Annotated in this window: 14 protein-coding genes and 7 pseudogenes; 16 read left to right on the top strand and 5 right to left on the bottom strand. The window is 68.7% G+C overall.

From position 1 onward, the window contains the following. The first annotated feature begins 350 nt into the window (after positions 1 to 350). The 6 genes and pseudogenes from AB5J51_RS01100 (at position 351) to AB5J51_RS01075 (ending at position 6,951) form a co-directional block, all read left to right on the top strand. The gene (locus tag AB5J51_RS01100) at positions 351 to 1,244 is read left to right on the top strand and encodes a DUF1206 domain-containing protein (RefSeq protein WP_369776431.1); all 894 of its coding nucleotides are present in this window, start codon (positions 351 to 353) and stop codon (positions 1,242 to 1,244) included. Positions 1,245 to 1,703: 459 nt separating this feature from the next. Next, a pseudogene (locus AB5J51_RS01095) lies at positions 1,704 to 2,524 on the top strand (PP2C family protein-serine/threonine phosphatase); the annotation flags it as partial. Between the two features lie 547 nt (positions 2,525 to 3,071). Further along, on the top strand, positions 3,072 to 4,118 hold the full coding sequence (locus AB5J51_RS01090) for a fatty acid desaturase (RefSeq protein ID WP_369776430.1): 1,047 nt from the start codon (positions 3,072 to 3,074) through the stop codon (positions 4,116 to 4,118). A 355-nt stretch (positions 4,119 to 4,473) separates the two neighbouring features. After that, a complete protein-coding gene (locus AB5J51_RS01085; protein ID WP_369776429.1) occupies positions 4,474 to 5,745 on the top strand; it encodes an IS256 family transposase in 1,272 nt (423 codons plus the stop codon). Positions 5,746 to 5,839: 94 nt separating this feature from the next. Further along, a pseudogene (locus AB5J51_RS01080) lies at positions 5,840 to 6,322 on the top strand (transposase); the annotation flags it as partial. Between the two features lie 5 nt (positions 6,323 to 6,327). Continuing rightward, positions 6,328 to 6,951, top strand: a complete 624-nt coding sequence (locus AB5J51_RS01075) for a transposase (RefSeq protein ID WP_369776428.1) — start codon at positions 6,328 to 6,330, stop codon at positions 6,949 to 6,951. A 10-nt stretch (positions 6,952 to 6,961) separates the two neighbouring features. On the opposite strand, the pseudogene AB5J51_RS01070 reads toward AB5J51_RS01075, so the two are convergent. Beyond that, a pseudogene (locus AB5J51_RS01070) lies at positions 6,962 to 7,359 on the bottom strand (ATP-binding protein). 918 nt (positions 7,360 to 8,277) lie between these two features. Between AB5J51_RS01070 and AB5J51_RS01065 the strand changes: the two are divergent. Then, a complete protein-coding gene (locus AB5J51_RS01065; RefSeq protein ID WP_369776427.1) occupies positions 8,278 to 8,613 on the top strand; it encodes a MerR family transcriptional regulator in 336 nt (111 codons plus the stop codon). Between the two features lie 358 nt (positions 8,614 to 8,971). On the opposite strand, the gene AB5J51_RS01060 is transcribed toward AB5J51_RS01065, so the two are convergent. Then, complete coding sequence (locus AB5J51_RS01060; RefSeq protein WP_190109197.1) at positions 8,972 to 9,439, bottom strand: GNAT family N-acetyltransferase; 468 nt, start codon at positions 9,437 to 9,439, stop codon at positions 8,972 to 8,974. A 151-nt stretch (positions 9,440 to 9,590) separates the two neighbouring features. On the opposite strand from AB5J51_RS01060, the pseudogene AB5J51_RS01055 reads away from it, so the two are divergent. From AB5J51_RS01055 to AB5J51_RS01040, 4 genes and pseudogenes are all read left to right on the top strand, one after another. Then, positions 9,591 to 9,890: pseudogene (locus tag AB5J51_RS01055) on the top strand (transposase); the annotation flags it as partial. A 269-nt stretch (positions 9,891 to 10,159) separates the two neighbouring features. Further along, on the top strand, positions 10,160 to 10,498 hold the full coding sequence (locus tag AB5J51_RS01050) for a hypothetical protein (RefSeq protein WP_369776426.1): 339 nt from the start codon (positions 10,160 to 10,162) through the stop codon (positions 10,496 to 10,498). 222 nt (positions 10,499 to 10,720) lie between these two features. Beyond that, positions 10,721 to 11,131: a hypothetical protein gene (locus AB5J51_RS01045; RefSeq protein ID WP_369776425.1), complete on the top strand. Its 411-nt coding sequence runs from the start codon at positions 10,721 to 10,723 to the stop codon at positions 11,129 to 11,131. 282 nt (positions 11,132 to 11,413) lie between these two features. Further along, positions 11,414 to 11,953, top strand: a complete 540-nt coding sequence (locus AB5J51_RS01040) for a winged helix-turn-helix domain-containing protein (protein WP_369776424.1) — start codon at positions 11,414 to 11,416, stop codon at positions 11,951 to 11,953. 269 nt (positions 11,954 to 12,222) lie between these two features. On the opposite strand, the pseudogene AB5J51_RS01035 reads toward AB5J51_RS01040, so the two are convergent. The 3 genes and pseudogenes from AB5J51_RS01035 to AB5J51_RS01025 form a co-directional block, all read right to left on the bottom strand. Beyond that, positions 12,223 to 12,399: pseudogene (locus AB5J51_RS01035) on the bottom strand (transposase); the annotation flags it as partial. Between the two features lie 132 nt (positions 12,400 to 12,531). Beyond that, on the bottom strand, positions 12,532 to 12,963 hold the full coding sequence (locus tag AB5J51_RS01030) for a MarR family winged helix-turn-helix transcriptional regulator (RefSeq protein ID WP_369776423.1): 432 nt from the start codon (positions 12,961 to 12,963) through the stop codon (positions 12,532 to 12,534). An 85-nt stretch (positions 12,964 to 13,048) separates the two neighbouring features. Next, entirely contained in the window at positions 13,049 to 13,957 is a 909-nt protein-coding gene (locus tag AB5J51_RS01025) for an NmrA/HSCARG family protein (RefSeq protein ID WP_369776422.1), read from the bottom strand. Between the two features lie 270 nt (positions 13,958 to 14,227). On the opposite strand from AB5J51_RS01025, the pseudogene AB5J51_RS01020 reads away from it, so the two are divergent. The 5 genes and pseudogenes from AB5J51_RS01020 to AB5J51_RS01000 all read left to right on the top strand — a co-directional run. Next, positions 14,228 to 14,409: pseudogene (locus AB5J51_RS01020) on the top strand (transposase); the annotation flags it as partial. A gap of 151 nt (positions 14,410 to 14,560) precedes the next feature. After that, positions 14,561 to 15,409, top strand: a complete 849-nt coding sequence (locus AB5J51_RS01015; protein ID WP_369776421.1) for an IS5 family transposase — start codon at positions 14,561 to 14,563, stop codon at positions 15,407 to 15,409. Beyond that, positions 15,406 to 15,804: a hypothetical protein gene (locus AB5J51_RS01010; RefSeq protein WP_369776420.1), complete on the top strand. Its 399-nt coding sequence runs from the start codon at positions 15,406 to 15,408 to the stop codon at positions 15,802 to 15,804. The genes AB5J51_RS01015 and AB5J51_RS01010 overlap by 4 nt, the downstream gene beginning before the upstream one ends. A 507-nt stretch (positions 15,805 to 16,311) precedes the next feature. After that, a complete protein-coding gene (locus AB5J51_RS01005) occupies positions 16,312 to 18,753 on the top strand; it encodes a hypothetical protein (protein ID WP_369776419.1) in 2,442 nt (813 codons plus the stop codon). Positions 18,754 to 19,248: 495 nt separating this feature from the next. Further along, positions 19,249 to 19,416 (top strand): annotated as a pseudogene (locus AB5J51_RS01000) (IS630 family transposase); the annotation flags it as partial. Positions 19,417 to 19,461: the final 45 nt, after the last annotated feature.

Here is a 19,461-nt window from a genome sequence, read left to right as displayed (position 1 = left end):
GTGGACCCTTTCGCTGCTGCCCGCGCCCAAGGTGCTCTCCGCGATCACCCCGGCCGTTCGCCAAAGCCTGCCGGTCCCGCCCCGGTTCAGGAGTCGAGCCCATTGCCCCCGGGGAGAGCCGAAGCGGGAGAAGCGAAAGGGGCTGCATTGGTCGGGTGCGCTGCCTGGTGCCATGGTGGGAGGAGCCGATGTGACCGGTCGCCGCCGCGTCCAGCCCGCGCGGGAGGCACCCTGGTGCGGTGTGTGCCGAGCCAGGGGGCGTATCTCGCAGGCCGTGGCGAGAACGCCTTCCAGCGCGCACTGACTGTCGCGCCGTGTCGACCTCGGTAGCGCACAGGGAGGTGTCGGGTATGGCGATCGACAACGGTGGCGCCCAGGCCAAGACCCGGGGGCAGCGTGTGGCTGACAGTCGCGCCATGGAGGTTGCCTCCAGGGTCGGGCTCTGTGCCCGGGGAGTGATCTACGTTCTGGTCGGGCTCCTCGCCGTGCGGATCGGTTTCGGTGGCGGCAGCGGCAAGGAGGCCGACCGGTCCGGGGCGGTGCGGACCATCGGTGAGCAGTCGTACGGCCAGGTGCTGCTGTGGGCGCTGGTGGTGGGGCTGGCGGCGATGGCGCTGTGGCGCCTTTCCGAGGCCGCCTTCGGGCAGGCGACGGAAGGCGGTGACAAGTGGACCCGCCGCCTGGGCTCCCTGGGGCTGGCCGTCTTCTACCTGGTGATCTGTATCGGCGTGGTGCAGACCGCGCTGGTCGGTGGGTCCGGCGGGGCCCGCGGCGGTGACGAGTCGTCGAAGGACTACACCGCGAGAGTGCTGGAACTGCCCTATGGCCGGGTACTCGTCGGCGTGTTCGGGGCCGTGCTGGCCATCGTGGGCGTGGTGATCGTGGTGCGCAGCCTGATGCGGAAGTTCGAGAAGAACCTCCGCACGGAGCGAATGAGCCGGACGACGCGGCGTATCGTCGCGGGTCTGGGCATCATCGGCGGCGTGGCGTGCGGGGTGGTCGCGGTGGCGACCGGCCTGTTCATTCTCCTGGCCGCGGTGCGCTTCGACGCCGGCGAGGCAAAGGGCCTGGACGAGACGCTGCGCTCGTTCGCTGACACGCCGGCCGGGCCCGTGCTGCTGATCGCCGCCGCGGTGGGCCTTCTGTTGTTCGGCCTCTACTCCTTCTGCGAAGCCCGCTGGCGCATAGCCCCTGACCACGACGCCCCGGCAGAGCAGCAGGTCAGGAGCCGCGGTGCAGGCTGACAGGCCCGTGCGTGGCCATGGCGAGTGTCGTATGGCCATTTGGCCGGTACGGATAACCCGCCCCAACCGTGGCCACCACCAGCGCCATGACGTGGCCCCCTGGCCGGGCCTGCTACGTCCTCACACCGCGCTGAGCATGATGCGTGACTCCCCTCGCCGCCAAGCTGGAAGGCGTCTCCCGAGCGGCCTCACCCCCCGCTGAAGAGCACGCTGTGCTCGTTCACCACACGTCCGGCCGGGACCGACGCTCTGACGTCGTTTACCGCGTCAGTGCACCGCTCCCCCCTTGCGGTGGCCGCGGCTTTTGGCCCCGAGACACCCCCCGGGCCTCGCCGTAGCCTCCCACCAACGCCGTGCCGGTTCCGGTTCACTGCGGCCGCCGGGCTGTGTTTGAGGGGTCAGGTGGTGGGTGCGCCCTGTGCGGTGCACAGGGGGCGGACGACCTCGGCGGCGTGGATGATGCGCTCCCTCGGTGTCGTGGCGCGTAACCTGCGCGACCGGTTCGCCGCGCGGCTCCCTCTCTCCGACAGCGGCGTCTACGACGAGGTCCTGAGCAGTCAGCGCCTGGTGCTGGCCGCGGATGGCGGGCAGGGGCAGCGGGGCCTCGCCCCAGTGACGAACCGCGGCGACACCATCGGTGTCCTGGAGCTGTTCCTCACCGAAGTAGTCACCCCGGACGTGCTCGCCCAGGTCGGGGAGGCCGCGCACGCGCTGGCGTACATCATCGTCACCGACCGCCGCTTCACCGACCTCTACCCCTGGGGCAACCGCACCACCGCCGTCAGCCTGGCCGCAGAGATCCAGCGCCGACTCCTGCCTTCCGCTGCCTCCTGCGAAGCCCCTCAGTTCACGCTCGCGGGCGCCCTGGTCCCAGCCGCCGCCATCGTCGGCGACATTTACGACTACAGCCTCGACACCCACAACCTGCACCTGTCGATCACCGACGCCATGGGTCACGACACAAGCGCTTCCCTCATGGCCACCCTCCTCATCAATGCCTCCCGCGGCGTCCGCCGTGCCGGGACCGACCTTGCCGAACAGGCCCGCCAGACCCACCAGGCCCTCCTCGACCACGGCAACCGCACCTTCGCCACCGGCCAGCTCCGGGGCATCGCCCTCGACGGAAGCGGCGCTCAGCTCGTCAACGCCGGCCACCCCTGGCCGCTGCGGATGCGCGATGGCGCGGTCACCGAATGGCTCTGACCGTGGACATGCCCTTCGGCGTACACAGCCTTGCTTACCTCAGGCCGGGAGAGCATTTCGCCGCACAGCAGGACGGGCGCGGGGCGCTCAGCCCGCCGGCGTAGCACCGGCTGCTTCGGGCAGGCGCCCGGTGAGGCAAGGCAGACCTCGGGGTGGGGGTCGGTATCAGCCGTCACTCATGCCGTAGCGGGGGTGTGGCCGAGCCCACCGCCGACGCCCGGCGGCGTGTGGAGGAGCGGTGCGCTCCTTGCGTCGCCAGGCGGCGAGTGCCTCAGACATGGACTTGGCCCCCACTACGCCACTGAGGGGTGCTGCGATGAGACGCATCGCGACGATCGGCGTCTACGGCTTCACACGGGTGTGAGTGGGGGTGAGACTGACTTACGTGACCGCTGACACTTGCTCGCGGCGGCTTCGCCTCAGCGGCAACGCCGTGTCGGCGGGGGCTGGCATCCGGTCGCCGGGAGTGGGAACGAAGGGGCGGGGCCGAGGCGTACGTCGATTCCGTCATCCCGGGTATACGCGGTATGGGGAGCGCCACCCGCGTGCCGGGTGGAGCCCCGGGTAGGCACCCTTGCCGTGGCCTGCTCTTCTGTCCGGCGGAACGGAAAGTGGCTTATGATCATGAATTCCTCCCAGACGGTGCGTCCCCCTCCCGGACGGGCGGATACGGGGAGCGACTTCGCCCGGCTCTCCCGGAAGATCCAGAAGGCCGGGCTCATGGCGCGGCGCCCCGGCTACTACGCACTGCGCATGGCGGCAGTGGCGGCCCTGTACGCCGCCGGGTGGACGGCGTTCGTTTCGATCGCCGACAGCTGGTGGACGCTGCTGGTGGCCGGCTTTCTGGCCTTCGTCTTCGGGCAGGTGGCGCTGCTCGCGCACGACGTCGCCCACCGGCAGGTCTTCCGGCTGCGCAAGGGCAGCGAGGTGTCCGGGCGCGTCGCCGGCAACCTCGGTATCGGCATGGGGTACGGCTGGTGGCAGGACAAGCACACCCGCCACCATGCCAATCCCAACCACGAGGACCTCGATCCCGACCTCGACCCGGACATCCTCGTCTGGACGCAGGACCAGGCCCGCGCGGCCAGGGGACTGCCGCGGCTGCTCGGCCGCTCGCAGGCGTTCCTCTTCTTCCCGCTGCTCACGCTGGAGGGGTTCAACCTGCACGTGTCCGGGGTGCGGTCGCTGTTCGACCGCTCGCTCAAGCACCGCATGTGGGAAGGGGCCCTGCTCACTGCGCACCTCGCCGCCTACCTCGGCACGCTGTTCCTGGTGCTACCGCCCGGCAAGGCGGTCGTCTTCCTCCTCGTCCACCAATGCCTCTTCGGCGTCTACCTCGGCTCGATCTTCGCCCCGAACCACAAGGGCATGCCGATCCTGCGAGGCGCCGACCGTCCCGACTTCCTGAGGCGCCAGGTCCTGACCTCCCGCAACGTGCGCGGAGGCCGGTTGACCGACATCGTCCTCGGCGGTCTCAACTACCAGATCGAGCACCACCTCTTCCCGAGCATGCCCAGCCCGCACCTGCGCAGGGCCCGGAGCATCGTCCGCGGGTATTGCCAGGAGCTCGGGGTCAGCTACGCGGAGACCAGCCTGATCAACTCCTACCGGCAGACCCTCGCCAGCCTCCACGCGGCTGGAGCCCCCCTGAGAAGGCCGCGGACCACCTGACGCCACCACCCAGCCGTGGCACGCGGGAAGCCAGCCGGTACGTGGGACACCGGCCGGAGTCAGGGGTGCGACCGCCGACGCGGGTCGGACCGGGCGCAGCGGACACAGGTGGGTAATGGCCGTACCGGGATAATTCCCATGCGGCGCCAACGGGCCGCGGTTCCCGATTCGGTGACGCAGGCCAGGATCGGGCGTCGAGCGTGTCCCGGGACAGGACCGCGAGCTGGACGCACTGACGCTGCCCGGCCTGCGCCGACCTACCGGAGCGTGTCTGAAAGATCGTGTAAGTCCGTGATGTGACAGCCTGGCCCGGGGCTCGGCCTCGGGCCTGTGGGCCAGGCGGATCGGACGAGTCATGGCAGACAAAGACGAAGCGGCCGCGTCCGTGGCCGGCGACAAGACGGTCGACGAGGTGGTCGAGCGGCTGCTCGACAAAGCTGACTCCTCGGGAGCGGCCCTGCTCGGCGAGGGCGGGCTCCTGACGGAGATCACCAAGGCTGTTCTGGAGCGGGCTCTGGAAGCCGAGATGAGTGAACACCTCGGCTACGAACGCGGAGATTCCGCAGGTCACGGCTCTGGAAACTCCCGGAACGGGACGTCGCCCAAGACGGTCCTGACCGATGCCGGCGCCGTCACTTTGGCGGTGCCCAGAGACCGCAACGGTGAGTTCGAGCCGCGTCTGGTCCCGAAGAACGCCCGCCGGCTGGCGGGATTCAACGACCGGATCCTCTCGCTCTACGCGCGCGGGATGAGCGTGCGCGACATCCGCTCCCACCTCGCCCAGATCTACGGAGTCGAGGTCAGCCCAGACCTGATCAGCAAGGTCACCGACGCCGTGATCGACGAGCTCGTGACCTGGCAGAACCGGCCCCTCGACGCGGTCTGGCCGATCATCTACATCGACGCATTGTGGGTGAAGATCCGTTCTGGCTCGGTGACATCGAAGCCGGTCTACCTGGCCGTCGGCGTCGACATGGACGGCCGCAAAGACGTCCTCGGCTTGTGGGTTGGAGCCGAGGGTGAAGGCGCGACCACGTGGATGGCGGTGCTGTCGGAACTGCGGAACCGGGGTATCGAGGACGTGTGCATCGTCGTCTGCGATGGTCTGAAGGGCCTGCCCGACGCCGTCACCGCGACCTGGCCCAAGGCCACGGTCCAGACGTGCGTGATTCACCTGACCAGGGCCTCGCTCAGACTGTCGTCCGTGCGGGACCACCCGAAGCTGGTGCCGGCTCTGAGAGCGATCTACACAGCGCCGACCGAGACGGCCGCCGAACAGGCCCTTGACGCGTTCGAGGCCTCTGACCTGGGCGAACGCTACCCGGCGATCGTGCGGACCTGGCGGTCGGCCTGGCCGGAGTTCACTCCCTACCTGGCGTTCCCACCGGCCATAAGGACGGTGGTCTACTCCACGAACATGGTCGAATCGATCAACTCGCGGCTCCGCAAAGCCACCCGCAACCGCGGCCATTTCCCCTCGGAACAGGCAGCGTTGAAGGTCCTCTACCTCGCAGTCCGCGAGCAGATCAACCCCAAAGCGCGCGATGCCAACCACGTCGCCCCACACTGGAAGGAAGCGCTGAACCAGTTCTCACTCTTCTTCGAGGACCGGCTCAGCATCCAATGACACCAACCGACTTACACAAGATCGCTGACACGCCCACCTACCGTCGCCGGTTACTGACTTCCGCTCGTTGGGGTGAACCGTTGTGAAGTCCCTGATGGGTGTGGGTGGGTGCCTGTATCCGTGGTGTGTGAGATATGCGGATGGGGGCGGGCTGACACCTGCGGGGCGTCAGCGCCGGGAGACGGTACGGATGCAAGCGGCCGAACTGTTCGAGCAGCAGATCGCGGTGTCGGAAGTCGCACGTAGGCTGCGGGTGAGCGTGAAGTCGGCGTATCAGTGGCACCAGTTGTGGCGGGATGGTGGCGTTGAGGCTCTGGCCTCCCGGGGGCCGAGCGGGTCACGGTGCCGCCTGTCCCCGCGGTGCCTCGAAAAGCTGGCGGGGTTCTTGGAGGAAGGTCCGGCCGCGCATGGCTGGGTGGAGGACCAGGTGTGGACCGCATCAAGGGTGGCGATCTTGATCGGCAGGAAGTTCCACGTCTCCTACAGCGTCTCCGGTGCCACCCGGTTGATGCACCGGCTCGGCTTCAGCCCTCAAGTCCCCGCCCGGCGGGTCGCTGAGCGCGATGAGCAGGCCGTGACCGCGTGGAAGGTGGCGACCTGGGCGGAGGTAAAAGGGTCCGGGCGGCCTGCGGGGGCTACGTCTGCTTCGAGGATGAAGCCGGCTTCACCCGACGGTCGCCCCGGGGAGGGACCTGGGGCCGGCGGGGCCGCACTCCGGTCGTGACGGTCAGCGGCCGGCGTTCGGGACGGCTGTCGGTGGCCGGGCTGATCGCGATGCGGCCGGGTTCGAGAACCCGTCTGTGTCACCGCCTCCAGACTCACCCAGCCGGCAAAGGAACACGTCGCAGTATGAGCGAGCGGGACTTCATCGCGCTCGTCGACGGAACCCATCACCTGGTCAGGGCGCCGATCGTGCTGGTCTGGGACCGGCTCAACACCCATGTCTCCCGCGGGATGCGGGAACTCATCGCCGAACGCGAGTGGCTGACGGTGTTCCTGCTGCCCGCCTACTCACCCGACCTGAATCCCGTCGAAGGCGTCTGGGCCCACGTCAAGCGCAGCCTCGCCAACCTCGCTGTCATGGCCCTCGACCGACTCGAAGCCCTGGTCCATAACCGGCTCAAACGCCTTCAATACCGGCCCCACACCCTCAACGGCTTCATAGCCGGCACCGGCCTCACCCTCGACACCCCAGCCTCACCTTGAAACGCCGAAGTCAGTAGCGGGTCCAGCGGGGGAGGAGGGCGCGTACGGTTTTGCCGCCTTCGGGCCTGGGGGTGACGACGGTGGCGCGGGCGAGGTCGTTGACCATGTGCCGGCCGAATCCGCTGCTGCCGCCGTCGACGTCGCGGTGTGCATGCGTGGCGGGTGGGGGCTGAGATCGTCGACGGCGATCTCGATGGTGTGGGGGTGGGCGGCCAGGCGGAGCGTGTAGGTGCCGCCGCCGTGGCGCAGGGCGTTGGTCACGAGTTCGGAGACGACCAGGACGACGGTGTGGGCGTGCTCCGGGTCGATGGCCGGCTGCCCGAGGGTTTCGAGGAAGGCCCGGGTGGCCTGGCGCGCCTCGGCGACGGCAGACAGAGAAAGAAGGGGGGCTGTGTGCTCGGCGCTCATCGTGGTCTTCTGGCCCTTGGGGTCCCGTGATGTGAAGTCCGGCTCTGCCTGCCCGGTCGTGGTGCCCCCGCCCACAGCCGTTCAACCCGCCAGCACCCGATTACCTCAGGAGCGGGAACCTGAAAATCTATGTTGGCCCGAGTAGACATTGGGCGGTGGCGTGGATATGGTTTCTCTCGTAGCCCAGAGAGACAGCAGGGCCCGGCAGAGACGAACTGCCGGGCAGTAGTACTCGCAGTAAAGGTAGTTGCAGTTGTTGGACGGTCCGGTGGTGGAGTGTCGAAGCCAGGGTTGTTGCAGGACGGCGACGGGGCTGACGACCGGACCGGGTGGCCCGCAGTGATCAGGGGCCGCCGTGAGCAGTACCGCAGTCAACGCAGTGGTGAAGTTGGCAGTACCCAGCAGTGAAGTGAATGAGCAGTACCTCGGTGAAGGCGTCGGCTGCGGGCGCGCGCGCCGGGAAGTTCGGCAGTGGGGTTCTAAGCCAGAGCAGACGCAGGATGGGCAACGGGGCTGGCTGCCGGAGTCGTGACGCTTGGCCAGGTCGCGAGCAGTCCAAGCAGTTCGCACACCAGCAGTACCAGAAGTAATGAGTGGAGCAGTACCCGCAGTTCGCAGTACCAGCAGTACAGCAGTTCCCGCAGGTAGGCAGTTGTTCACCAGAGGGAAGAACGGAGGAGTTGAGGCGCCATCAGGATCGCCCGGACGCCACGCGAGTCCGGGTACCGCAGGACATCGATAGTGAGGTGGTCTCCGGTCAAGCACCGCGATCCCCGCACCACTCGTCCCCGTTCGGACGGGTAAGCGGATACAGAAGGCCGGCGCAGCATTAGGGCCGGCAGATGGTGTAGCAGTTCCTTCGGGGCCCGGATGCCAGCAGGCATCCGGGCCCCTCCATGCGTTCCACAGAGAGGTGCAATGAGCGCAGACGACATGCTTGACCGTCTCGACGACGACGACTACCCCGCCTATACGATGGGCCGGGCTGCCGAGATGCTCGGCACCACCCAGGGTTTCCTCCGCGCGATCGGCGAAGCCCGCCTGATCACCCCGCTCCGTTCGGCGGGCGGTCACCGCCGTTACTCCCGCTACCAGCTGCGTATCGCTGCCCGTGCCCGCGAGCTCGTCGACAGGGGCACCCCTATCGAGGCCGCGTGCCGCATCCTGGTCCTCGAGGACCAGCTCGAAGAGGCCCAGCGCATCAATGCCAAATACCGCGCCGCACAATCGCCGGATTCCGCGGCCGCGGCTTGAACTCGGGCGCGTGTGCCGGTCTACCAGCGTCGACACCTCCATCGACCGGGGCGGCGTCTACCGGCACCCGATCCGGTGCGTACGCCTGCGCCTGGCGCGAGCATGGAGGACGTGCCCCAGTTCGGCGGGGGCCCGGCCACGCCCGCCGGGTGAGCCGCACGGCCGGACGCGCGTCGTGCGGTCGGCTAGCCTCGCGCTTTCAGCAGAGTGCGACGTCTGCTCATGGAGCGCTCCTCCGACCTGGGAGGATCGGGTATTCCGATGAATCTTCTTGCCTCAAGCTGGGGGCACTTGTCAGGTGATGGAGCCCGGGGTGTCTCCGCGATGCTCCCAGGCTGGGCGGAACGGCCCATGGATCTCAGGTGAGAGCGAGGAGCACTTCGTCGATCTCACCGCCGCGTGCTTGGCCGAAGCCCCTGCCATGCCCGGTGATCACAAAGCCACACTTTTCCAGTACGCGGATCGAGCCTGCGTTATCGGCTGCTGCGTGGGCGTGCAACGGCCGGGTTCTGACGAGATCGACCAGCACCGTGAGCGCCGCTGTGGCGATGCCGCGGCCCCAGTGATTGCGGCCGATCCAGTAGGTGACCTCGCGTTCGTTCGGCGGCCCGTACACCGCAGCATGGCCGACCACCTCATCGTCGGCGAGCACAGTGCGCATCAGGACATCGGGGTTGGAACGGATCCTGGCCCAGTAGCTGTCGAAGAGCGCCCTGTCGTAGTGGTACTTCCTGGTGACTGCGGCCACGTGCTGCGCCTCGGGATCAGAGAGGTGCTCCCAAAATGTGGGCAGATCACTATCGAGTACTTCGCGGAGGGAGATCATTTCGGTGGTGGCTCCTGCGGCTGGTCGAGGACGTGGTACTTCGTCGAGTGCGGCGTCCGATAGCTGATCAAATTCAGTGAGTGTACTCCTGGCCTGGGAGGATGGCACGTGTCGAAGGCTCTGTCCGCAGGAGGAACTAGGCGCGCTCCAGGTGAAGAAGAGTTGCGGGTGCTATCCGTCTGTCCGTGTCGAGGGCAACGGCCGCGGGGTGGTCTCGCAGGCCGGGGCGGCGCTGCTGGTCGAGACGGTCCGCAAGTCCGGGCTGGACGGTGCGATATCGGCGGCATTGGCGCCGTGGCGCAAGAGTCGGGCGGTGCACGACCCGGGCAAGATCCTCCTCGATGTCGCGCTCGCGACGGCGCTGGGCGGAGACTGCCTGGCGGACGCGGCGATGCTGCGGGCCGAGCCCGAAGTGTTCGGCCCGGTGGCCTCCGACCCGACCATCTCCCGACCGGCCGCCGTCCACGCCTGCCGCGGCCGTCTTCTGGCTCGGCGTGCACTTGGTCCCGCTCGTCGACGTCGCCCTCAGTGTCGCCGTCGTACGGCCCGAAGGGCCCGATCTCCCCGGCGGTGTGGGCGCCCAGCAGGAGGGCGGCCCCTTCATGCGGCGGGCCCGAGGACCCGAAGGACGCGCACGGGGTCCTGCTACTGAAGGCGGCCGACGTGGCCTCGGCCGAGCTGATTCTAAAGTGCACTTGAGATCAAGGCGAGGAGGAGACCGTGGGGGTCGAGCTCGAACTGCATTCCGGGCGGCCGGCGCGGAACGACTGGGACAAGTCCAGGGCGACCTTGCTCCGGGGCTCGTACGAGCACGGCAAGGGGCTGGCGCAGGCGCTGGACCGGCTCGCGCCGAACAGTCCGGGCAAGCTGTGGTGGGTGGACCCGTACGGGAACACGGTGTTCAACGAGCAGGAGGCGGAGGCCGCGCTGCGGGAGATCGACGGCTTGCTGGAGAAGTGCAGCAGTCAGGTGCAGAGGGACGCTGTGAAGGATCTTGCGGTGCTGTTGAGGTGCTGTGCGGCGACGCCCGGGAGCTATCTGTGGTTCATCGGGGACTAGCACCGACCAGGGTCGCTGATGTCGTTGGTCGCAAAAGTGTCAGCAGATTGGTCATGAGGAATGTCAGTGCGGCGCCCCCCGGCACGGGATTGGACACTGTTGGCCAATTCGGGCTCTGCATGACGTCGGCTCCCACTGGTAGCCCACCACGCCCAGCAGCCTGAGGGGCCCGCCCCCAGGGGCTTGGCGGCGGCAGTCGGTGAGCCCTGCTAGCTTCCGAGCATGGCAGATTTCACCAACAGGCGACAGATCACTTCGGTGGCGCAGCTCACTCCCATCCAGGCCGAGCAGATCGCGCTCTGCGGTGCCGCCTACGACGATGAGGATCTCCCGGCCGACCGGCGCCTCTCCTCGGACCCCGAGGACGAATCGGTGCTGAGCTTCTGCGAGCTCTGGGACGTGGTGGCCGACCAATCGCCCGTCTACGAGGCCTGGTTCTACCAGTCGGACAGCGGGTCGATTTTCCTGGCCGGGACCACCGAGATGGTCGCGCAGATCATGCAGTGCGGCCTGGAGTGCGACGACGAGGAGCGCGAGCTGGAGCTCGGCGCGGCGATGGTGCGGGCTGGCCTGCTACCGTCAGGGGACTCGGAGTTCGAGCGGTTCTGCCGGGCCGCCGACGAGACCCTGTAGGCCGTCGTCCCGTCCGGAGGCCGACACAGGCTCTGTTGCTTCGCTGACAACGTCAGATCCCAGGACCACAACCGGGTCTACGTAGGGGCTTGGCAGTTGAGCCTCCGGACGGCAGAGCCCGGCACCCGTTTCGCCGCGTCCCGGCCGGTCGTGGAGTCGGGAACCTCGGCAGCCACGTGGACACTCTGGGTGTCCAGGACCACCAGGGTCGGATCCTCTACTGAGCATTTCGGGTTGTCGTCGGGTGGTGACGGTTCATGATCCCTAGGGTATGCCGGTGGTATGCGTTATCCGGAGGGTGGGGGCCTGACCGCTGAGCGTCGGGCGTTTCGTGAGGGGATCCGGGGTCAGGCCGGCGAGCGGTTCGCTGCGGGTGAGAAGACCGCGGTGATCGCGAAGGATCTGCGGGTGAGTGTGCGGTCGGTGGAACGCTGGCGTCGTGCCTGGCGCGAGGGCGGCATGGAGGCACTGCGTTCCGCGGGCCCGGCCAACTCCCCGACCGTAACCGATGACCAGTTCGCCGTGCTCGAGGAGGAACTCGGCAAGGGCCCGGCAGCGCACGGCTTCGACGACGAACGCTGGACTCTGGCCCGGGTTCAGACGGTGATCCGCCGTCGTCTGAAGCTGAGCCTGTCGGTGGCCACGGTGTGGCGGCTGCTGAAACGGCACGGCTGGTCCTGGCAGGCACCCGCCCGCAGAGCACTCGAGCGTGATGAGCACGCCGTAGAGCTGTGGAAGAAGGAGGTGTGGCCGCGGGTAAAAGGCTCGCGGCGGCGTGCGGCGGCTGGATCGTCTTCGAGGACGAGGCCGGATTCTCCATGACGCCGCCGGTCGCCCGCACCTGGGGCCGGCGCGGACACACACCCGTCATCCGCGTCCGCGGCAGGTCCCGCCGACGGACCTCGGTCGCCGCCCTGTGCTGCTACGAACCCGGTGAGAACAGCCGTCTCATCCACCGGCCTCGCAACCATCTCCTGCTCAAGGGGGCCCGCAAAAGCTTCTCCTGGCAGGACTACCGCGACCTGCTGGTGAGGGCCTGTATCCAGCTCGGCGGCCCCATCCTGGTGGTCTGGGACTGTGACACTGGATGGCCACTGGCAGCCGGTCCGGTCCTGGTAGAGGATCGCGTTCACGATCTCCCGCATCGCGTAGGCGCCCTGGTGGCCGCTGACCGAGCGGTGTCGGTTCTTCCACGCCGTGATCACCGGCTCGATCAACGACCACTGCCCGTCCGATAAGTCACTCGGGTACGGCTTGCGTTCAGTCACTTCATCACACCAGCAGATCAGCGACTGCGGACCAGAGAATTCAGCCCGCACCCACACCATCAGGTGACGACAGAACCATCCCAAGAGTCACGAACCGCCCTCTGAGGCGGGTCACAACCTGGGCTGGCGCTCTCAGCTGGCTCTGTTGGGCCGGCCTGCTTGTTCCGCCTCGACGTTGCGGGTCATGCGTTCCAGGACGGAGACCGTGGTGCGGTACTCGTCGGGGGATATGCCAGCCGTTGACAGTTCGCGGAACGCATCGACCCGCCGGGCGGCGTCGGTCAGGCGCCGACGGCTGCCGTCGGTGAGGTCGAGCCTGCCCGGTGCGGGGCGGCGGAGCCAGCCGTCGGTGAGGAGCGTGTCGATGGCGGATGTCAGGGCGGGCACGTCGGCGTTCGCGGAGAGGACCGACAGGACGTCGGTGTCGGCGGCCTCGTGGGTGTCGTCGACCACGTTGAGTACCTGCCAGGCGAGGCGGGTGAGGCCGAAGTCAGCCAGTGCAGCGTTCATGGCGCCGGTCAGGGCTTCGTCGGTGCGGTTTAGCCAGTAGCCAATGGGCTTCATCGGATTTCTCCGGGAGAGTGAGGGACACAGGTGGTGCCCGAGAGTGCGTGGGGTCGCAGGTAAAGGCGGCAGAGGTCCGTACAAGTCAGACGGCGGCGGGCTCGGCAGCGTGCGCAGCGGCAGGCGCGGGCGCGGACAAGAGGGCCGACCAGTCCTGGGCGGCGGTCCAGTTGGCGAAGGACTGCCAGCCGACTTCTGGGAATTCGCGGCGCAGCGAGGGCACGTCGACGTCGAGGCCGACCTGGTTGAAGTATGCGAACATCGCGGCCAGGTCGGTCGAATACCGGCGGATGACATCCAGTGGAACATGCTGGTGCGTGATGGGGCGCCCGGCCGCGGCTGCGATGGCCGCCGCGATGCGGGTGGGGTCGAGCTCGTCGGAGGCGATGTCGATGCGGCGCCAGGCGAAGAGGTCGCGCCGCTCCAGCGCGAGGGCGGCGAAGGCGCCGATGTCGCGGGCGGAGATGAGGGTCAGTGGCCGGTCGGCCGGCATGGGCCAGGCGAATGAGCCCTCGCGCAGGCCGTGGAGGGACCAGCCGCTGGCGTAGTTGTCCATGAAGGCGGCGGGGCCGATCACGGTCCAGGTCATGCCGGAGGCGTAGAGGTGCTGCTCGATGAGGAACTTGCTGTCGTAGTGCGGGATGCCGGTGCCGCGGTCGGCGTGTGCGGCGGAGGTGAACACGACGTGCCCGAGGCGCGCGGCCGCGGCGGCGTCGACCAGGGCCCGGCCTTGGCGGACCTCGGAGTCGATGTCGGTGCCGAACGGCGTGGTGACGGCGAACAGGGAGTCCGAGCCGGCGAGCGCGGCATCGAGGGAGGCGCGGTCGTCGAAGTCCGCGCGGCGGACGTCGGCGCCAAGGGCGCGCAGCGCCTCGGCGGCGGGGCTGGCGGGCTGCCGTGTGAGGGCGCGGACAGTGTGGCCGGCGGCGAGCAGGGCGCGGGCGGTGGCCCCGCCCTGAGCGCCGGTGGCGCCAGTGACAGCGATGGTGGACATGGGACTCCTGGGATGAGGGACGAGCAGTCTTCTGCGTGGCGCACTATCTGCGTCACGCAGTAAGAATAGAGAAGATCTCTGCGCCGCGCAACAATCTGAGCACCGCGGCGTGGTCGACAGCTCCGGCCGGAGCAGCCACCTCGAACGTGCGGCTCTCCACCTCCCTGCATGACGCTGCAGCAGTGAAAGTAAGGAGAAGAGCGCCACTGGCCGACCGAGGCCTGGCCTACGCCGTCGTTTCTCATGGCGCGATCGTTCGCTGAACCGTTCATGACGGATCTCATCGAGCGTCTGGTGCCTGACGAGTTGTGGGTACCGTTGCGGCGGGCGGTGCCGCCGACAGAGGTGATACGCCCGCGCGGCGGGAGCCGGCGTCGGGCAGGTGACCGCGAGGTCCTGGCCGCGATCACCTGCGGGCCACCTCAGGCTGCACGTGGCGACAGTTGCCACCGGACGCATCGTTTTGGGCCCCTGATTTCCCACCGGTCGGGTCCGTTGTGAGAGGGCGGTTCGTAAGTGTTCGGATGGTTCTGTCGTCCCCTGATGGTGTGGGTGCGGACTGAATCCTTGGGTCCGTGGTCGCCGATCTGGTGGTGTGATGAGGTGACTGAACGCAAGCCGTACCCGAGTGACTTATCGGACGGGCAGTGGGCGCTGATCGAGCCGGTGATCACGGCGTGGAAGAACCGACACCGCTCGGTCAGCGGCCACCAGGGCGCCTACGCGATGCGGGAGATCGTGAACGCGATCCTCTACCAGGACCGGACCGGCTGCCAGTGGGCATACCTCCCGAACGACCATCCGCCCAAGAGCGCGACGTACTACTACTTCGCCGTCTGGCGGGATGACGGAACCGACGAGGTCATCCACGAGCTCCTGCGCTGCCAGGTTCGTGAGCGGGCCCGCCGATTAGAGGACCCGACCCTGGTCGTGCTGGACACGCAGAGTGTCCACGTGGCTGCCGGGGTCCCTGCCTCCACGACCGGCCGTGACGACGCGAAACGGGTCCCGGGCCGCAAGCGGGGCCTGGCCGTGAACGTGCTGGGCCTGGTCATCGCAGTCGTCGTCCTCGCGGCGAGCGCGCACGACAACGCCGCCGGCATCGCTCTGCTCGGTCAGGTTGCCGAGACCACCGGCAAGACCGTCGAGAAAGCCCTGGTCGACCAGGGCTTCAAGACCGCCGTGGTCGTCCACGGTGCCACGCTCGGGATCGACGTGGAGATTGTCGAACGCAACCCGCAGGACATCGGTTTCGTCCCGCAGCCGAAGCGGTGGAGGGTCGAGCAGACCTACGGAATCCTGATATTGCACCGGCGCCTGGTCCGCGACTACGAGCACTGCCCGGCCTCCTCGGCCTCCCGCGTCTACTGGGCCATGACCCACGTGATGGCCCGCCGGCTCACCGGAGAGAACGCTCGCACCTGGCGCGACCCGCGAGCGGTAACCGCGTGAACCTGCAGCCCCTCCTCGATGCCCTCGGCATCCAGGAAGACGCCGCCCGGGGCCTGGCGGACGACCTTCGCGGACAGATCGCCGAACTGCAGAACCGTCTCCGGGAAGCCGAGACTCACCTCGAACACCTCGCGATCACCCGGAAGACCGTCACCGCCCTCGCCGACCGGCTCTCGACGGGCCCACCGGACCTGCCCGAGCACCTGGACTACCCCCGCATCCTTAGCGTGTTCAACGATGCGACCGGGCCTCTACGGGCGCGGGACATCTGCGAAGCCCTTGACCTCGAACTGCTGCCGAAGAACATCGAGGGCACCCGCGCAAAGCTGAAACGCCTGGTCAAGCTCGACATCCTCACCGAAGCCGACGTCGGCAGCTTCACCAGGAAGCAGTAGCCGCGAAACCCCGAGACCAGCAACCCGCACCAGCCTCATCAGGAAACGGACATCACATTACGAACCGCCCTCTGAGAGCTGGGCTGGGGAGATCGAGCGTGTCTGAAAGATCGTGTAAGTCCGTGATGTGGCAGCCTGGCCCGGGGCTCGGCCTCGGGCCTGTGGGCCAGGCGGATCGGACGAGTCATGGCGGACAAAGAAGAGGCGGCCGCGTCCGTGGCCGGTGAAAAGATGTGCAGTTTGCGCCGACCAGCAGCCCTCGGGCCAGCTCCGGGATGGGCAGACCGGGTGACAGATGTCCTGGACGTGGTCAGTGGTCGTCGTTGAGCCAGTCGCCCGGGATCAGGTCACGAACGCGGTCGAGGTCTCCTTCCGTCCGGCCACGGGCCAGGACGCCCATGCCCTCGTCGTCGCGGGCTCCCGCGGCTGCTGCCAGAAGGCGCAGGACTCGATGTCACACCCTGCGTATAGCGTCTGGGTTACTGGCATGAGGTGAGGGGTTTTCGGGTGGGGAACATCGAGTTGGCCGCGCTTGCGTCCGCGTACCGTTTGGCGGAGCCGTCGACGGCCGACGTGTTGGTCCGGCGTCTGCGGGGTGAGACGCTCGATCTCCTGCGTCACTGGTGGCGCCTGCCCCGGCGCCTCGTGGACGCGGTACTCGCCTCCGGCGACCGTGAATTGCTCGTGACGCTGGCGCGGAACGCGACGCCCGGTCAGAGTCTGCGCCTGGCGCGGCTGGGCGATCCCGAGGTGGGCCGTGCGCTGTATGAGGCCGAGCGGTGGTCCCGTAGATGCGGGGACAGCGTACGGGCGGCCGTACTGATGGCCGCGGACCCGTCCGACCCGGCATGGCGGGCGCCGGGCGGGCTGGTCGACGAACTGCTCGGCGAGACCTGGTTTGCGCAACTCTCTCCCGCACTCTGCGCGCCCTTCCCCGAGCTGGTGCTGCATGCCCTGCGTCTCTGCGGTCACGACGCACCGCCGCCGATGGTGCTGCGAGCCGCTCGCACCCTGCTCGAGCACGGCGGCCCGGAGCAGCTGGCGGCACTGGCCGCACTCGCCGAGGCGGAGGGCGGGCTGAGCCACCCGGGCCTCGCCGCCCTGCTGCGCCGCGCTGCGGCGGCGCCCGATCCCGGTGCGCTCCTCAACGGCGACATCTCGCCCACCGACGAACTCATGTACTTCGTCCGTCTCCACAGCGGCCGGAAGACACCGGCAGGGGTCCTTCCGGACTGGGATCTGGTCCGCGCCGAGCACGGCAGGCGCCCTTTCGACGCCTCCGCGGTCATGGATCTCAACCAGTTGCCGGGCTGCCCGCAGGAACTGGCTGTCGAGGGATTGCGTGCGGATCCCCGGACGACGCTGGTGCGGGGCAGAGGCCCGCTGCCGCTGTCCGCGCTCACCGGGCCCGAGATCGCGGACGAGCGGTCCTACGTACCCGATGTCCTGCGGCGCGGCCTCGCCGAGGGCTGGCTGTCGGCCGAGCAGGTGTTGACCGACGTGACGCCCGCCGCCGAGGCCCTTCAATGCCTGCCACAGGGCGAGGAACCGGTCCGCAAGGCCGTTAGGGAACTGACGGCCCCGATGGGCGCCGACCCCGCGGCCTGGCTCGCCCTCTATCGGCGGATCAGCCGGTTCGAAGGGACGGCCACCGCACTCGTGGCGGCGGCCTGCGCCGACGCCGCGCGCAGCAGCCGGGCCCCGTCATGGCCCCGTGCGACCGGCGCAGCCTTCCCCTCCCGGGAGCCGGAGGGCCCTCGCGGGCTCTTCCAGCGGTTGTTCGAGTATGCCGAGGAGGAGGCGCAGGAAGCCCTGGTGCCCTACCTGGACGGTCGGGCCGTCCAGCACCTGCTCGTCTTCGGCGCTCCCTCACCGCGGTTGCGCGCACGCATCATCGCCGTCCACGGCAGGTCCGCCCACCTGGCCAACGCCTCCCGCTGGGACCTGCCCGGCGAGATCGTCGAGGAACTCCTGGAACTCGACGATCCGGAGGTCAACGAGAAGCTCTACCTCTACGGTGCCATCGCCTGGCAGGAGCGGGCACGGATCCTGGCGGGCCGGGGGCGGCGGGGCGGCCATGTGCCCGTCACCGACGGACTCCTGGACGAACTCGGCTGGATCGACCTCCGGCACCACCGGAACTGGTTGAGTGCCGGCCTGCTGTCCGGCGACCCCCGGGTGCTGCGGGTGGTGCTGGCCAGGATCAGGACCCATACGGAAGGCGGCCGGCTGCGCATGCTGATCCGGCTGTGGGAGCAGCACGGTCCGCGGGCGGTCCTGTCACTCATGGAGGAGGAGCAGTTCCCCGGCCGCACCAGCGGCGCCAAGCATCCGCTGCCCGCGGCCACGCACAAGACCGTGCACCAAGCTCTGGCCGCGCCCGACGGACTCGCGCTGCTCCGGGCCCGCCTGGCCGCCGAGGAGCAACCCGGACGGCTGGTGTCCCTGCTGCGTCGCACGGCCCCCAAATCGGTTGCCGAACGGGTTCGTCACCTCGCGGACGAGGGAACCACCCTGCCCTGGCCGCAGCTGCTGCAGGCCCACGCCGACGAACCGCTGTCGGCGGACCTGCTGTGCGCCCTCGCCCAGCAGGACGACTGCCCACGGCCGCTCCTCCTGGCCGCGCTGGGCGCCAGGCCCGTGGACGGCGACGCCGACGGCATGCCATGGCTGGCCCGGGCGCTTCAGGACGGCCGCCTGTCTGCCGTCGACGTCGTGCGGCGATGCCGCCCGGCCCCCGGCGTCGTCTCCTTCCTCGTCAGCCTGCACTCGCACCCGTCCGAGGTGGAGCGTCCTTCGTGGCGTCCGCTGTACTGCGCGGCCCGGAGGCTGGCCCGGGAGGAGCTGGGCACCGACCCGGAGGCCTGGGCGACGGCACTCCTCCTGCTCCCGGACTTCACCGGCTCCCTCACCGAACTCCTGTCGACCGCGGCTGCTGTGACTGCCTGACCGCCGACGCTTCCGGCGGCCGGGCGGGCCGGCGCGGCTCCTCCAACAGTCGGCCTTTGGGCGCCGGCAGCGGCTGCCTGTTCAGGAACCGCTCGCTTGCACCGGCCGTTCCTTCATCGGGGGAACCCGGGCGAACCACAGCGTGCGAGTACGCGGAGGCGCACCGCGGGGGCTGGGGCGGAGCCCCCAGGCAGCCGTGGTCTGCGGGAGCTCGTTGCGCTACGGGCTGTCCTGCACCGCCAGCTGCTCCCGGACCTCCGGAGTGTCCGGGTAAACGCGCCATTGGACGACCTTGCCGTTTCGGATCGTGGCGGTCCAGAGGGCCGGCCCGGCGAGGCTTGGTTCCGAGCACAGCGAGTGCCCGACGGCCGTGACGACGTCGCCCCGTGCGGTGAGCTAGGCGAAGACGTTCCGGTCGTCCGGGAACGACTCGAAGAAGCCACGCCATGCACCGAGGCAGTCTTGCTTACCCGAAACGAATCTCCCCTGTGAGTCGATGCCGCTCTGCCGAAGTACAAAGGCGGGCGGCCCCGAATCTTCACGCTGCCCGAGCGCCGCGAGATCAAGAAGACCGCGAAGTCCAAGCCGGCCGAACACGGCCTGCCGTTCTCGACCTGGAGCCTGGTCAAGCTGGCCGACTTCCTGATCGCCGAGGGGGTTGTGAGCGTTCAGAGAATTCCCCACGATCGAGGCCTTGAGCGTTACGTA

This window comes from Streptomyces sp. R33, from assembly GCF_041200175.1.
Taxonomy (GTDB): Bacteria; Actinomycetota; Actinomycetes; order Streptomycetales; family Streptomycetaceae; genus Streptomyces; species Streptomyces katrae_B.
The sequence above is the reverse complement of the archived record's forward strand: the minus strand, read 5'-3'. Positions and strand labels throughout refer to the sequence as shown.

Excerpts from the sequence above, each read along its gene's own strand:
- AB5J51_RS01025 (WP_369776422.1), bottom strand. The coding sequence starts at position 13,957 with ATGTCCACCATCGCTGTCACTGGCGCCACCGGCGCTCAGGGCGGGGCC.
- AB5J51_RS01060 (WP_190109197.1), bottom strand. The coding sequence starts at position 9,439 with ATGATCTCCCTCCGCGAAGTACTCGATAGTGATCTGCCCACATTTTGG.
- AB5J51_RS01040 (WP_369776424.1), top strand. The coding sequence starts at position 11,414 with ATGCGTTATCCGGAGGGTGGGGGCCTGACCGCTGAGCGTCGGGCGTTT.
- AB5J51_RS01065 (WP_369776427.1), top strand. The coding sequence starts at position 8,278 with ATGAGCGCAGACGACATGCTTGACCGTCTCGACGACGACGACTACCCC.
- AB5J51_RS01100 (WP_369776431.1), top strand. The coding sequence starts at position 351 with ATGGCGATCGACAACGGTGGCGCCCAGGCCAAGACCCGGGGGCAGCGT.
- AB5J51_RS01030 (WP_369776423.1), bottom strand. The coding sequence starts at position 12,963 with ATGAAGCCCATTGGCTACTGGCTAAACCGCACCGACGAAGCCCTGACC.
- AB5J51_RS01090 (WP_369776430.1), top strand. The coding sequence starts at position 3,072 with ATGAATTCCTCCCAGACGGTGCGTCCCCCTCCCGGACGGGCGGATACG.
- AB5J51_RS01085 (WP_369776429.1), top strand. The coding sequence starts at position 4,474 with ATGGCAGACAAAGACGAAGCGGCCGCGTCCGTGGCCGGCGACAAGACG.
- AB5J51_RS01045 (WP_369776425.1), top strand. The coding sequence starts at position 10,721 with ATGGCAGATTTCACCAACAGGCGACAGATCACTTCGGTGGCGCAGCTC.